The sequence below is a fragment of the Klebsiella sp. C283 genome, assembly GCF_048822555.1.
Lineage (GTDB): Bacteria > Pseudomonadota > Gammaproteobacteria > Enterobacterales > Enterobacteriaceae > Klebsiella > Klebsiella quasipneumoniae.
Genome location: NZ_JBMEZS010000001.1, coordinates 183,029 through 196,028 on the forward strand (window position 1 = coordinate 183,029; position 13,000 = coordinate 196,028).

Here is a 13,000-nt window from a genome sequence, read left to right on the forward strand (position 1 = left end):
CAGCGCCTTGCGCCTTATGCCGGGTAGCGGATGTGCTCCACCTCACGCTGCAAAATCACCTTACCGTGGCGAATGGAGGTTAGCACCCGCGCCTGGCGGCGGACGGCCTCGTAGTCGTTTTCCGCATCGAGGATCAGCAGGTTAGCCGGGCGGCCTTCGGCGAGGCCGTAGTTATCGCCCAGACAGAGCGCCCGGGCGCTGTTGTCGGTGACGAAGTCGAGGCAGCGCTGCAGATCGTCATAGCCGAGCATATGGCAGATGTGCAGTCCGGCATCCAGAATGCGCAGGATATTGCCGTTCCCCAGCGGATACCACGGATCCTGAATCGAGTCCTGAGCAAAGCAGACGTTGATGCCGGCGCGATCCAGCTCCGCCACCCGGGTGACGCCGCGCCGTTTCGGCCAGCTGTCAAACCGGCCCTGCAGATGAATGCTTTCGGTCGGGCAGGAGATAAAGTTGATCCCCGAGGCTTTCAGCAGGCGAAACAGCTTCGAACAGTAGGCGTTGTCATAAGAGCCCATCGCGCAGGTGTGGCTGGCGGTGACCTGCGCCCCCATACCGCGCACCCGGGCCTCTTCCGCCAGCACTTCGAGGAAACGCGACTGCGGATCGTCGATTTCATCGCAGTGGACATCCACCAGGCGGCCATAGCGCTGGGCGAGGTCCATCAAAAACATCACCGAACTGACCCCTTTGTCGCGGGTGTTTTCATAGTGCGGAATACCGCCCACCACGTCGGCGCCCATCTCGATGGCGCGCGTCATCAGCCCCCGACCGTCGGGGTAGGATTCAATCCCCTCCTGCGGAAAGGCGACAATCTGCAGATCGATGAGATCGGCGGCCTCTTTTTTCACCGCCAGCAGCGCCTGCAGGGCCGACAGCGACGGGTCGGTGACATCCACATGGGTCCGGACGTGCTGGACGCCGAAATCGCGCAGCATGCCGATGGTTTTCAGCGCCCGCTGGCGGGTGTCCTCCGGGGTGATGCTCGCTTTGCGCTGGCTCCAGCGGGTGATGCCTTCAAACAGGGTGCCGCTGCGGTTCCACTCCGGCTCGCCCGCGGTGAGGGTGGCGTCAAGATGAATATGCGGCTCGACGAAGGGGGGGATCGCCAGCCGGCCCTGGGCGTCGATATCGCCGGCGACGGCGGTCTGCATCGCGGTTTGGGCGGTCATGCGCTGAATCAGGCCGTCCTGCAGCTCAAGGGTAAACAGCGCCTCCTGGCGGCGCAGGCGGGCGTTAACAATTTTCATGGTTGGTCCTGTAAATGGTTTTGCGATAAACGCCAGATCACCAGCGCGACCGAGGCGTTGAGATGAAACTGAGGGTGGCTGACCGGGTAGCCGGTCAGTTTTTCAATACGCTGGATGCGCTGATGCAGGGTGTTGCGATGGAGACCCAGCCGGTCGGCGGCCCGCACCACGTTGCCGTTCTCCTGCTGCAGCGTCTCGAGGGTCTCCAGCAGCAGCCACGGCGCTTTACGGCCCGGCTCGATCAGGCAGCCCAGGGTGTCGTGCATAAAATCGTTGAGCAGCGCCGGGTCGCTGACCGCGGACAGCAGTTTGATAAACCCCAGCTGCTGATAGTCGCTGATCCGCTGGGTCGGCCGCAGGGTATCGCAAAGATCCAGCGCCTGACGCGCCTGCGACAGCGCCCGCGGGTAGCCCTGCAGCTGCCTGACCGGCGCGGAAAGGCCGCAGAGCAGCGACAAACTCTCTTCTCCCTCCGCCAGCGTCTGCAGCCACTGCTGCAGCCACTTTTTCTGCTGAAAGCCTTCCCCCTCCTCATCCGGCAGCAGGAAAAGGAACATGTTGCTGCGCTCCAGCAGCGGGAAGGGGTTGCCCTGCTGGTTGAGCTGCAGCTGCAGCTGCTGGCGCACGCTGCGGTGGGCCTGCTGCAGCCAGGCTTCGGCCTGTTCGGGCGGAAACTGGCGAAACAGGCGGGACAGTCCCTCCAGGCGCAGCGCCGCCAGCCGCAGCGGGCGGGTAAAATCGAGCTGCTGGTGGAGGGCGCGCTGGTGGAGCATCTGCAGGTCCGGATAGTCGCCAGTGACCAGCTGCATCAGGATGTCGCGCTGCGACTGCAGGGCGCTTTCGCTGCGGACCAGCGCGGTGCCGACCCGCTCGGTGACAATCACCATCTTCAGCAGGTAGGGCTGCTCGATCAGCGGAATGCCCAGCTCGTCGGCAAGGGCGATCAGCGTGGCGGGAATGGCGTGGATATAGGCCTCGCCGGTGAGGATCACCATCCCGGCGATGCCGCGCTGTTTGCCCTCCATCAGCAGCTGGATCAGGTTGGCTTCATCCCGGGGATGGTTGATGCCAGTAATAAAGACCAACTCGCCGCCCATGATCCACTCGGCGATGTGCTCATTTTCCGCCACGTAGTACCAGCGTACCGCCCGCTGCAGCCCTTGCTTTCCCGCCCGCAGACGCAGGGCGGAGAGTCCCTCAAGGGCCAGCAGTTCACTGACCGTCAGGCTCATGGCTCCTGCTCCGCGACGGCGGCAGGCTGACGCTTGCTTAGCAGGGTCAGGGCGATATAGACCAGCGCGGAGACGGTGATCCCCACCAGCGGCGCGATCCACGGCGACAGATAAGCCACCACCGCGCCGGCGGCGTAGGCGCCGAGTCCCAGCCAGTTAAAACGCGGCAGGCGGGCGTTCTGCAGCAGGGGATAGCGCCCGCCGCGGGCGAACCAGTAGTCGGCGAGGATCACCCCGCCGATGGGCGGGATAATGCTGCCCAGCAGCACGAGGAACGGGATCAGCATTTCGTACATACCGCCAATGGCCAGCACAATGCCCACCCCGGCGGCGGCGAGGGTCAGCGTGCGGCGACGTTCGCTGCGCAGCAGATGGCAGGCGGCGGCGGAGACGTTATAGATGGTGGGGCCCTGGATGGTCAGCAGATTGAGACACAGCATGATCACTGCGGCCACCGACAGCCCCTGCAGGATCAGCACTTCGACGATATCGGCCTGTTGATAGACGATAGCGCACCAGGCGCCGGCGACGATCATCAGCCCGTTGCCGACGAGGAAGCTGCCCATGCTGGCGAGAATGGCGGTACGGCTGGAGTTGGCCAGCCGGGTCCAGTTTGTCGCCTGGGTGGCGCCGCTGGCGAAGGTGCCAAAGACCATGGTGATGGCCGCCGACCAGGTCATGGCGTCGCCTGGCGCAATGCGGGTCATCGCCTGCCAGCCGCCGGCGTGGCGCAGCGCCAGATACATGGAGACCACCAGCAGCACGAACATCAGCGGCACCGACAGGCGCGACAGCGCGTCCAGCCCCTTGTAGCCCACCAGCGCGGTGACGCAGAACAGAATGCCAAACAGCACCATCAGCGGCAGGGTCAGCGCCTCGGGCAGGGCGAGGATCTTCACCAGCGAGATAGCGACCGTGGCCGTCCCCCACGCGTACCAGCCCAGCTCGGCGAAGCCAAGGATAAAATCGGCCAGCTTGCTGCCGATCTCGCCGAAGCAGAAGCGGCCCATCAGCACCGTATTCAGGCCGCTGCGCGCGGCGATCCAGCCCAGCGATGCGGCATACAGGGCCAGCAAGGCGTTGCCGATGAAGGCTATCCACAGCAGATTGACGATGGAAAAGGAGACGCCGAGTTTACCGCCGGCGAACATCGTGCCGGTGAAAAAGGTAAAGCTGAATAACACCATGGCGATGGAAAATACGCCTTTACGTCCGGCGGCGGGCGCTTCGACGAGGGGAAAATCATTGCTGTTTGACATCCTGGAACCTCTGGCTGGTTAGATGGGCGGTGATAGCCGGAAGTAGCAAGAGATGTGCCAGGAAAAACCGGGCACGGGGAATAGCGCGCGGTGTGCAATATGCACAGTTATTGCAGGATGCAGGGGGAGTAATGCCATTTTAGTGTGCATCCTGCCATGTTTTGCACCAGTCGGGGGCAGAGGAGAGCGGCGACGGTATTCCCGGCGCAGGCGGAGAATTTCAGTCAGCAGAATCCGCCAGCGTTTTGGCGCCAGACAGGAGGGAATCGTAGCGGACTCACCGCGGTTGGTTAAATTGCTGTGAATAAAGGTTATTTAATATGCATTTATGATATAACCATTTGTCTTATGCGTGTTTCCTGAAATATTGTTCCCTCCGGTTAGCGGTGTTAGTATCGGGTAAATAGCCATTTAGACGGCTAAATAAATCATCGCTAACCTAAGGAACTGCTATGTGGCAAGAAAGACTCGCGCAACTGGTCACCACCTGTCATTGGATCGGCGCGAAAGGCTGGGCGCCGGCGACCGGCGGCAATATGTCGGTGCGTCAGGATGACACCTGGTGCTGGCTAAGCGAGTCGGGCCGCGACAAAGGCAGCCTGACGACCGAGGATTTCCTGCAGGTGGAGATCGCCACCAACCAGGCCCCTTCCGGACGGAAACCGTCGGCCGAGACCGGCCTGCACACGCTGGTCTATCGCCTGTTCCCGGAGGCCAGCGTGGTGCTGCATGTGCATACCGTCAACGCCACCGTGCTGTCGCGCATCGAAAAAAGCGACACGCTGGCGCTGCAGGGGTATGAAATGCAGAAAACCCTCAGCGGGCAGCACAGCCATCTCGACACCGTTCCGGTCGCCATCTTCGATAACGATCAGGATATTGACGCCCTGGCGGCGCGGATTGCCGATTATGCGCAAACCCGCCCGCTGCGCTACGGCTTTCTGCTGCGCGGACATGGCCTGACCTGCTGGGGGAAAGATATTCAGGAGGCCCGCCGACAACTGGAAGGGCTGGAGTTCCTGTTCGAGTGCGAGCTGATGCGCCGCCGCTACGAGCCCTGAGCCGGAGCAGGTATGGATTTTTATCTTGGTATCGATATCGGCACCTCCCGGGTGAAAGCGGTGCTGTTTGATCAGCATTTCACCGCGTGCGCCAGCGCCGCGGAAAACACCTCCCCCCGCCTGTCGGCCAATGGCTACGCGGAACAGGATATGACCCAGCTGTGGCATTCGGTGCTGGCTATTCTGCGCCAGATTGCCCGCCACCCGGCACTGCAGGCGGGGCGGCTGCGGGCCATCGGCCTCGCCGGGCAAGGGGAGGGAGTCTGGCTCAGCGATGAGCAGGGCGAACCGGTGGGTCCGGGGATCCTGTGGAGCGATACCCGCAGCCACGCGCTGATGAGCGACCTGCTGCGCCGGCCCGGCTTTGACCGCCGCTATTTCGCCGATACCGGCACCCACCTGCAGCCCTGCAATACCAGCCTGCAGCTGTACTGGCTGAAACAGTATCAGCCGGAGCGGCTGGCGGCCGCGCGCTATCTGTTTTTCGCCAAGGACTGGATCCGCTTTCGCCTGACCGGCGTGGCGGCGCTGGAGCTGACGGACGCCAGCAGCTCGTTACTCAATCAGCAGAGCGGCAGCTGGTCCTCGGTGGTGATGAACGAGATGGGGCTGGACGAACTGCTGCCGCTGTTTCCCCCGCTGCTGGCTCCGGATGCTCCGGCCGGCACGCTGAGCGACGCGGTGGCGGCGCTGACCGGGCTGCCCGCCGCGACGCCGGTGGCCGCCGGGGCGCTGGATGTCTGCAGCGCCGCGCTGGGCTGCGGCGCGGTCAACGAAGGGGACATCTACACGATCCTCGGCACCACCTGCTGCACCGGGATCGTCTGCCGCGGCCCGCAGACGGTGAACGAGGCGACGCGCTTCGTCACCCATACCGAAGCCGGGCAGGTGATCTCGCTGTTTCCGATGCAGGCCGGTACGCCAAACATTGACTGGCTGCAGCAGCATATTTCGCTGGACGCCGATCTGGGTCGGCTGGAGCAGGCGATCGCGGACGTGGAGCCGGGCAGCGGCGGCGTCTTCTGGCAGCCGTACCTCAATGGCGAACGCGCGCCGTTTTACAGTCCCGACGCGCGGGCCGGCTTTATCGGCATTAGCCCGCACACCACCCGCGCCGAACTGCAGCGCGCGGTGTTTGAAGGCCTGGCCTTCGCCATTGTCGATGCGCTGCAGGGTTATCCGCAGGGCGGCGAGCTGTATCTGACCGGCGGCGGCGCCGCCTCGGCCACCTGGCTGCAGATTATCGCCGACTGTACCGGGCGCACGGTGGTCTCCAGCGCCTTTAACGAACTGAGTGCGCGCGGGGCGGCGATTCTGGCGGCCCGCAGCGTCGCTGCGCTGGCCGAGACGCCTCCGCTGGCGCAGACCCGCTATCAGCCGCGCCCTCAGGCGCATGCCCGCTATGCGGCGCTGTATCCCGTTTATCGCCTGCTGCGCGAGCAGATGCTGCCGGTATGGCAGGCCAGGCAGGCCGCTCTTCAACGTCTTTCTCAGGAAGTACAACCATGAAAATCGTTTTTACCGCCGAGCATGCTGGCGACCTTAGCGCCTTCCACCAGCTGGGCGAGCTGCTGGTGGAGGGATGGGCGCTGGGCAAACCGAAACTCAGCGCCGGCCAGCTGATTGAGCTGGCCCACGACGCCGAGGTGCTGGTGACCAGCTATGATGAAGTGACGGACGCGGTGATGGCCGCCTGTCCGCGTCTGCAGGTGATCGCCTGTACCCGCGCCAATCCGGTGAATATTGATACTCAGGCCGCGCAGGCGCGCGGCATTCGGGTGCTCTACACCCCGGGGCGCAATGCCGATGCCGCCGCGGAGCTGACGCTTGGCCTGATGCTCAGCCTGGCGCGCCACATTCCGCAATCCCATGCGGCGCTGAAGCGGGGGGAGTTCACGCAGGCTGATAATGCCGCCGCCGCCACTCAGCAGGGCCTGCGGCGCGATGTGGTCTGGGACGTGAGCCCGGAAAGCCCCTATGAAGTGTTTAAGGGCAGTGAACTGCGCAATAAAACGTTGGGGCTGGTGGGCTATGGCAACATTGGCCGCCGGGTGGCGCGTATCGCCCGGGCGTTCGGCATGGCGGTGCGGGTGGTGGATCCGTTCGTCGCCGCAGAGGATATCAATGAGCCAGGGCTACAGAAAACGACCCTCGAGGCGCTGTTCCGCGACGCGGATATCGTCAGCCTGCATCTGAGCAGCGGACCGCACAGCGACGGGCTGGTGAATGCGGCGCTGTTAAACAGCATGAAGCCCGGCGCGCTGCTGATCAATACCTCCCGCGCGGCGGTGGTCGACGAAGCGGCGCTGATTGATGCCCTGCGTCACGGCCCGCTGGGCGGCGCGGCGCTGGACGTGTATCACCGCGAACCGCTGTGGCGCGATCACCCATTTGTCACCGAGTTTGATAACGTGATTATTACGCCGCATATCGCCGGGGCTACCCGGGAGAGTATCGCCAAACACACGGCGATGATTGCCGCCGATCTTCAGCGCTATGTCGCCGGAGAGCCGCTGCTGTACCAGTGGCGTTAAGCCGCTTGCGCCGCCGCGCCTGCGGCGGCGCGGGTCCAGCGTCAGGGGCGATGGGCCGCCATAAAAGCCCGGGTCTGTTCCCAGTCCACCACCCCGGCATCCGATCCCATCCCGGTCGCCACCAGCGCGGCCACCGCCGAGGCGACGTCGCACGCTGCTTTCACGCTGAGTCCGCGCGCCAGCGCGGCTATAAACCCGCCGCAGTAGCTGTCGCCGCAGCCGGTGGTATCCACCGCCTCGACCGGCCACGGCGCAATATGCTCCAGCGCGCCATCGCGGCCGATAAGCCAGGAGCCGTTCTCGCCGTCTTTCAGAATGCAGGTGCCCACGCCCAGCGCAAAGAAAAAGCGGGCGATGGCCTCCGGCTGTGTCTCCCCGGAGAGAAAGGCGGCTTCCTCCAGGGAAGGCATGAAATAATCCACCGACGGCAGAAGGGGCCGCAGCAGTTCCAGGGTGTGTTCATTCGGGGCGATAAGATCAAAGCTGGTGGTGACCCCGCGCGCTTTGGCCGCCTGCAACAGCCGCGCGCTCTGTCCCTGGTCCATTGCCGCCAGCAGTCCGGTCCCGCCGTGATGCAGGAAGCGACAGTCAAGGACGGCGTCAAATTCCGCCTCACTGACGAACAGGGCGTCAGACGCGCCCCGGCAGTGCAGGGCCGGACGTTCGCCGTTGGGGCGAATCGGCAGGATCGTCGCCGAGGTCTCCTTCAGCGCGGTGCGCTGGATAAGCGAGCAGTCGATGCCCAGCCGGGCATAGCTGGCGAGGATAAAGTCGGCTTTTTCATCTTCGCCCAGGCAGGCCACCGCTGCGGTGCGGATCCCGAGCTTCGCGGCGTTAATATTGGCCCCCGCGGCGGTGCCGGCGGGGTTGAGGCGAATTTGCTCAATAAAGGCGACGCCGCCGCGCGGCGGGATCGCCACCACCGGGCGCCCGGCGATATCCAGAATAGTCAGGCCGACAAACACGGCGTCAAAGGTTGCCATCGTTCTCCCGTTTAGCGATGCGTTTGGCGCAGGCGCGCCTGCCAGAAGGATAGGGCGAGGGCCACCACCAGAATCACGCCGACCAGCGCGTCTTTCACCAGATAATTGAGCCCCATCAGGTTCAGACCATTATCAATAATGGCGAGGAACAGCACGCCGCCCAGCGTGCCGGCGATGCTGACCCGGCCCAGACGGTTAAAGGCGGTGCCGATAAACACCGCCGCAATGGCGTCCATCAGATAAGACTGCCCGGCCAGCGGGGTAAATTGCCGCAGGTTGGCGGAGAGGATCACCCCGCCGACGGCGCAGAGGGCCGAGGCGGCCACCAGCACGCCGAGCATGGTCAGGCGATCGCGGATCCCGGCGATGCGCGCCGCTTCGCTGTTCTGACCGATGGCGCGGATATATTTGCCCCACAGGGTACGCTCAGTGACCAGCCAGGCCGCCAGCCACAGCGCCAGCACGATCGCGACCGGCGTGGGGATGCCGCCAAGGTTACCCACCGCCAGGTCGTGATACTCGGGGGCCATCCGCCGATAGGCTATCGCGCCGCCGCCATCGGTATAGATGCGTTCCGCGCTGCTGGCGATAAACCAGGTGCCGAGGGTGGCGAGGAAGGGGCGGATCCGACAGATGAGGATCAGAAAAGCATTGAGCAGGCCAATCAGCACCCCGCCGAGCAGGGCGCAGCCCACCGCCGCCTGCCACGGCAGATGCCAGGTTTTCAGGGCGACGAGGGCGAAGGCGGCGCCAAAATCGAGCGCGACGCCTACCGAAAGGTCAATCGCGCCCGCGCTGACGATCAGGGTCATCGCCATCGCCACAATCAGCAGGATCGCGCTGCCCTGCAGCAGGTTGGCCCAGTTATCCACGGTTAAAAATACCGGATTCGCCCAGCCGAACAGGGCAATGGCCAGCAGGGTGATAACGCCGAATCCGGCCCGCGACAGCCAGGCCAGCGGGCTGCTGACCGTCTGTTCCGCAGGCGCTGGGGTTTTCAGGGTGATTTGGCTCATGCCTCGCCTCCTTTGTGTCTGACCGCCGATGCCGCCAGCACCACCAGGATCAGGCCGCCTTTAATGGCGCCCATCCAGAAGATATTGACCCCCAGCAGGCCGAGCCCGTTAGAGAGGGCGTTAACCAGAATCGCCCCCAGCAGCGCGCCCCAGATGGTGACCACCCGACGACGCGAGAAGGCGGCGCCGATAAAGGTCGCCAGCACGGTTTCCAGCAGCAGCGGCGTAGCCGTTCCGCTGGAGCTGCCGGAGCCCTGGCTGAGCAGCGGCAGAATAGCCAGCCCGGCGGCGATGCCCGCTAACAGCCAGACCAGCAGGGTTAAGCGGCGCACGTTCAGGCCGCTCATCTGCGCCATATCGCGATTGCCGCCCACCGCCTGCACATGCTGGCCGAAGCGGGAATGATGGAGCAGGAACTGGAACAGGATAAACACCCCCAGCAGATAGACCAGCGGCCAGGGCAGGCCCAGCACGCTGTTATCGCGAAAGGCGACCATCAGCGGATCGCTGACCGCGATGCGCCGCTGGCCGGTCAACAGGTCCGTCAGGCCGGTAAACGCCACCGAGGTCGAGAGGGTGGCCAGCAGCGGCGGCAGGCCGGCCGCCAGCACCAGGAAGCCGTTGATCGCCCCGCAGAGCAGGCAAACCGCCGTCAGCAGCGCCAGCAGCAGGAGATACGGCGTGTGCCATTCGGCCAGCCCAAGGCTGAGCAGCGCGACGCCGAGCACCGCGGTCGCCGGCAGGGAGAGGTCGATGCCGCCGGAGACCACGTCATCTCCGCCAACGGCGATGACGCAGACCAGGCCGAAACAGAGGATCGCCAGCGGAACGCTCTGGACCAGCATCAGGCTGATATTTTGCCAGCTGAGGAAGTAGGGCGACTGCACGCTCAGCCACACCAGCAGCGCCAGAAACAGGATCAGGGGGAATTTTTCAATAAGCGTCGCCAGGCCCGGACGGCTGCGACGCTGGATAGCGGTACTCATGGTGAAGGCTCCTGTCCGCCGTTGATCGCCACCAGCAGGGCGTCGAGGGTCAGCCCGCGGGTGGGCAGATTGGCCGCCAGCGCGCCGCGCCAGAGGACGAGGATCCGGTCGCATAGTCCGAGTAATTCGGTGGCGTCGCTGGAGGAGACCAGCACCGCCCGTCCTTGATCGGCCAGCTGGCGCGTACGTTGATAAATATCGCGGCGGGCGCCGATATCAACCCCAAGGGTGGGTTCATCGAGAATAAACAGCCGGGCATCGGTGCCGAGCCAGCGGGCGAGGATCGCTTTTTGCTGGTTGCCGCCGCTCATGTAGCGTACCGGCAGGGCCGGGCGTCCCGGGCGGATCGCCAGCTGCGCTATCCAGTCGCGCGCTTTCTGCTCGGCAAGCCCCCGCCGCTCCCAGCCAAAGGTGGCGGTCTCGGGCAGCGAGGCGAGATTAATGTTGTCAGCGGTGGTGAAAGGCAGGATCAGCCCCTGATGACGGCGGTCCCGCGGGACCAGCGCCATTCCGGCGCGGATCGCCTGCTTTGGCGTACGGATACGTCGCGGCTGGCCGTCGAGGTGGATCGTACCGCGCTCCGCCGGGCGTAAGCCGTAGAGTAAGTCAACCAGCACATCGCGCCCGGCGCCGAGCAGGCCGGCGACGCCGACGATCTCCCCCGGGTGAATATCAAAAGAGAGGTCCTGCAGCTGCCGTCCGTCGCTCAGCTGGTGTACCGAGAGCAGCGGAGCCGCCCCGTTGTCTGCCGCCGGGCGCTGGCGCGGGGTATACAGCTGGTCGATTTCCCGGCCGACCATCATGGCGATCAGCGCCTCGGTATTCTGCAGCAGGTCGCGGTCCGGGTAGCCGACCACTTCCCCGTTGCGCAGCACGGTGCCGCGGTCGCAAAGGGTGGCTATCTCATTGAGGTAGTGGGAAATATACAGAATGGCAATGCCCTGGTCGCGCAGGCGCAGGATGGCGGAGGAGACCAGACTGGCCTCCTGGGCCTCGAGAGGGGCGGTGGGCTCGTCGAACACCACCAGCCGCGCCGCGCCGTCGATCAGCGCGCGGGCGATTTGCACCAGCTTGCGCTCGGCCAGGCTCAGATCCCGCACCAGGCGTTCGGGGTCGATCGCCAGCTGCCAGTTTTGCTGGAAAAATTGCGCTGTGGCGGCCTTCATCCGTCGGCGATCTAGCGCCCCCCAGCGGGTACGATACTCCTGACCCAGAAACACCGATTCCGCGACGGTAAAGTGCGGGATCAGGTTGAGCTCCTGGTGGATCACGCGGATGCCGGCGGCTTCGATGGCTGCCGGGTTGCCGAGGGGCAGCGGGCGACCGTCGAGGGTCGCGCTGCCGCTGTCGGCCTGATAGACGCCGGCGAGGATTTTGATCAGCGTCGATTTACCGGCGCCGTTCTCGCCAATCAGGCCATGAATTTCCCCCGGATTGAGTCGCAGGGTAACCGCATTAAGCGCCGTTACGCTGGCAAAACGTTTGCCGATCTGGTCCATGACCAGACCCGCGGCGGGGCGCTCCCCGCCAGGGTGTTGATTTATCACTGCAGTTCGCCGTATCCCAACTGTTTATACACCGCTTTCGCTTCCTGCGGACCTTTCACCGGTATGACCGGGATAAAGGTTTGCACCGGCAGTTTCTGACCGGCAAAGTAGCGGGCCACGTTATCGGCGGAGGTCTGGCCGATCAGATGCGGCTGCTGTGCGACGTTAGCCACGAAGGGGCTGCCGGGCTCCGCCATGATCTCCAGTGTCTCCGGGCCGGCGTCGATGGCCGTCACTTTCACGTCCTTATCACGACCGGTCTCTTCCAGCGCCTGGACGATACCGATGGCCGGTTGATCCCAGCAGGCGACATGGATGGCATCCAGTTTGCCTTTCGGATACTGGCTGAGTAATTCGAGGGTTTTCTTCCGCGCGTCTTCCGGCGAGTTGGCGAACTGTTCCGCGAGCTCAGGCTGGATAATATGAATATCCGGATAATCCTTAAGGACATATTTCCACTGATCGTAACGAATTCCGCAAATACGCAGCGCGCTGGAGAACGCGTTAAATACAGCCACATTACCTTTGCCGCCTAATTCGTCCGCCATGTAGCGACCGATGGTGGAGCCCAGAGTGTAGTTATCGGAGGTGGAATTGTTGACCGAATATTGTGAAACATGATCCACGGTGAATACCGGGATGCCGGCATCACGTAATGCTTTAAATTTGGGTTCGACGGCGCTGTCGCCGAGAATACTAATTACCGCGTCCACCTTGCGTGACAGTAAAATATCGTGATTATTGGCATGAACCTGATTATCCCGGCCGCCATCGACGCCAATGACTTTGCCCCCCAGCTTCTCCACTTCCTCTGTCGCGCCTTTAAAAGCCTCGCGATCCCAGAAATGCTGGGTGCCTACGACGGCAACGCCAATGGTTTTTCCCTGTAAGGAGAGGGCGTCAGCGGCGGTGACGCTCAGCGAAGCAAGGGAAAGCAGTCCCAGCGCGGCAGGCAATAATTTTCTCTTCTGCGACATTGTTATTATGATCCTGTGATGAAGGTGGTTGCGGACCGGTAGCATGACAAGAAGCACCTCGCCACCTCAAATACAAAATAAGTCTAAGTTATGCCGGCAATGTTATATCGCGGAAACGTCAGAGAAAAAGTTTATTTTGTCATGAAGAACCT

General features: G+C 63.6%; 11 protein-coding genes. 3 read left to right on the forward strand and 8 right to left on the reverse strand.

The features are described 5' to 3' along the window. Positions 1–14: 14 nt before the first annotated feature. Genes codA through codB form a run of 3 tightly spaced genes read right to left on the reverse strand, consistent with a single transcriptional unit; the run spans position 15 to position 3,744 of the window. The gene (codA, locus tag ACOI7Z_RS00815) at positions 15–1,253 is read right to left on the reverse strand and encodes a cytosine deaminase (RefSeq protein WP_023288804.1); all 1,239 of its coding nucleotides are present in this window, start codon (positions 1,251–1,253) and stop codon (positions 15–17) included. Then, positions 1,250–2,485, reverse strand: coding sequence for a PucR family transcriptional regulator (locus tag ACOI7Z_RS00820; protein ID WP_023288805.1), 1,236 nt, complete (start codon positions 2,483–2,485; stop codon positions 1,250–1,252). Before ACOI7Z_RS00820 ends, codA begins: the two co-directional genes overlap by 4 nt. Beyond that, the gene (gene codB / locus ACOI7Z_RS00825; protein ID WP_044521587.1) at positions 2,482–3,744 is read right to left on the reverse strand and encodes a cytosine permease; all 1,263 of its coding nucleotides are present in this window, start codon (positions 3,742–3,744) and stop codon (positions 2,482–2,484) included. Before codB ends, ACOI7Z_RS00820 begins: the two co-directional genes overlap by 4 nt. Positions 3,745–4,196: 452 nt before the next feature. Here codB and ACOI7Z_RS00830 point away from each other — a divergent pair, with 452 nt between their 5' ends. The 3 genes from ACOI7Z_RS00830 to ACOI7Z_RS00840 are packed head-to-tail and all read left to right on the forward strand — an operon-like array spanning position 4,197 to position 7,339. Further along, entirely contained in the window at positions 4,197–4,805 is a 609-nt protein-coding gene (locus ACOI7Z_RS00830) for a methylthioribulose 1-phosphate dehydratase (RefSeq protein ID WP_087849773.1), read from the forward strand. 12 nt (positions 4,806–4,817) lie between these two features. Continuing rightward, on the forward strand, positions 4,818–6,314 hold the full coding sequence (locus ACOI7Z_RS00835; RefSeq protein WP_086075245.1) for an FGGY-family carbohydrate kinase: 1,497 nt from the start codon (positions 4,818–4,820) through the stop codon (positions 6,312–6,314). Beyond that, entirely contained in the window at positions 6,311–7,339 is a 1,029-nt protein-coding gene (locus tag ACOI7Z_RS00840) for a 2-hydroxyacid dehydrogenase (protein ID WP_023288808.1), read from the forward strand. Before ACOI7Z_RS00835 ends, ACOI7Z_RS00840 begins: the two co-directional genes overlap by 4 nt. Positions 7,340–7,380: 41 nt before the next feature. Here the strand turns inward: ACOI7Z_RS00840 and ACOI7Z_RS00845 are convergent, their stop codons facing one another. Genes ACOI7Z_RS00845 through ACOI7Z_RS00865 form a run of 5 tightly spaced genes read right to left on the reverse strand, consistent with a single transcriptional unit; the run spans position 7,381 to position 12,848 of the window. Then, positions 7,381–8,322, reverse strand: coding sequence for a carbohydrate kinase family protein (locus tag ACOI7Z_RS00845; protein WP_065804700.1), 942 nt, complete (start codon positions 8,320–8,322; stop codon positions 7,381–7,383). 11 nt (positions 8,323–8,333) lie between these two features. Beyond that, entirely contained in the window at positions 8,334–9,338 is a 1,005-nt protein-coding gene (locus tag ACOI7Z_RS00850) for an ABC transporter permease (RefSeq protein WP_032455105.1), read from the reverse strand. After that, entirely contained in the window at positions 9,335–10,324 is a 990-nt protein-coding gene (locus ACOI7Z_RS00855; RefSeq protein WP_032455106.1) for an ABC transporter permease, read from the reverse strand. The genes ACOI7Z_RS00850 and ACOI7Z_RS00855 overlap by 4 nt, the downstream gene beginning before the upstream one ends. Next, positions 10,321–11,823, reverse strand: coding sequence for a sugar ABC transporter ATP-binding protein (locus ACOI7Z_RS00860; RefSeq protein ID WP_170927868.1), 1,503 nt, complete (start codon positions 11,821–11,823; stop codon positions 10,321–10,323). Before ACOI7Z_RS00860 ends, ACOI7Z_RS00855 begins: the two co-directional genes overlap by 4 nt. Before the next feature lie 44 nt (positions 11,824–11,867). Continuing rightward, a complete protein-coding gene (locus tag ACOI7Z_RS00865) occupies positions 11,868–12,848 on the reverse strand; it encodes a sugar ABC transporter substrate-binding protein (protein WP_023288813.1) in 981 nt (326 codons plus the stop codon). Between the last annotated feature and the right edge of the window lie 152 nt (positions 12,849–13,000).

Excerpts from the sequence above, each read along its gene's own strand:
- codA (WP_023288804.1), bottom strand. The coding sequence starts at position 1,253 with ATGAAAATTGTTAACGCCCGCCTGCGCCGCCAGGAGGCGCTGTTTACC.
- ACOI7Z_RS00820 (WP_023288805.1), bottom strand. The coding sequence starts at position 2,485 with ATGAGCCTGACGGTCAGTGAACTGCTGGCCCTTGAGGGACTCTCCGCC.
- codB (WP_044521587.1), bottom strand. The coding sequence starts at position 3,744 with ATGTCAAACAGCAATGATTTTCCCCTCGTCGAAGCGCCCGCCGCCGGA.
- ACOI7Z_RS00830 (WP_087849773.1), top strand. The coding sequence starts at position 4,197 with ATGTGGCAAGAAAGACTCGCGCAACTGGTCACCACCTGTCATTGGATC.
- ACOI7Z_RS00835 (WP_086075245.1), top strand. The coding sequence starts at position 4,818 with ATGGATTTTTATCTTGGTATCGATATCGGCACCTCCCGGGTGAAAGCG.
- ACOI7Z_RS00840 (WP_023288808.1), top strand. The coding sequence starts at position 6,311 with ATGAAAATCGTTTTTACCGCCGAGCATGCTGGCGACCTTAGCGCCTTC.
- ACOI7Z_RS00845 (WP_065804700.1), bottom strand. The coding sequence starts at position 8,322 with ATGGCAACCTTTGACGCCGTGTTTGTCGGCCTGACTATTCTGGATATC.
- ACOI7Z_RS00850 (WP_032455105.1), bottom strand. The coding sequence starts at position 9,338 with ATGAGCCAAATCACCCTGAAAACCCCAGCGCCTGCGGAACAGACGGTC.
- ACOI7Z_RS00855 (WP_032455106.1), bottom strand. The coding sequence starts at position 10,324 with ATGAGTACCGCTATCCAGCGTCGCAGCCGTCCGGGCCTGGCGACGCTT.
- ACOI7Z_RS00860 (WP_170927868.1), bottom strand. The coding sequence starts at position 11,823 with ATGGACCAGATCGGCAAACGTTTTGCCAGCGTAACGGCGCTTAATGCG.
- ACOI7Z_RS00865 (WP_023288813.1), bottom strand. The coding sequence starts at position 12,848 with ATGTCGCAGAAGAGAAAATTATTGCCTGCCGCGCTGGGACTGCTTTCC.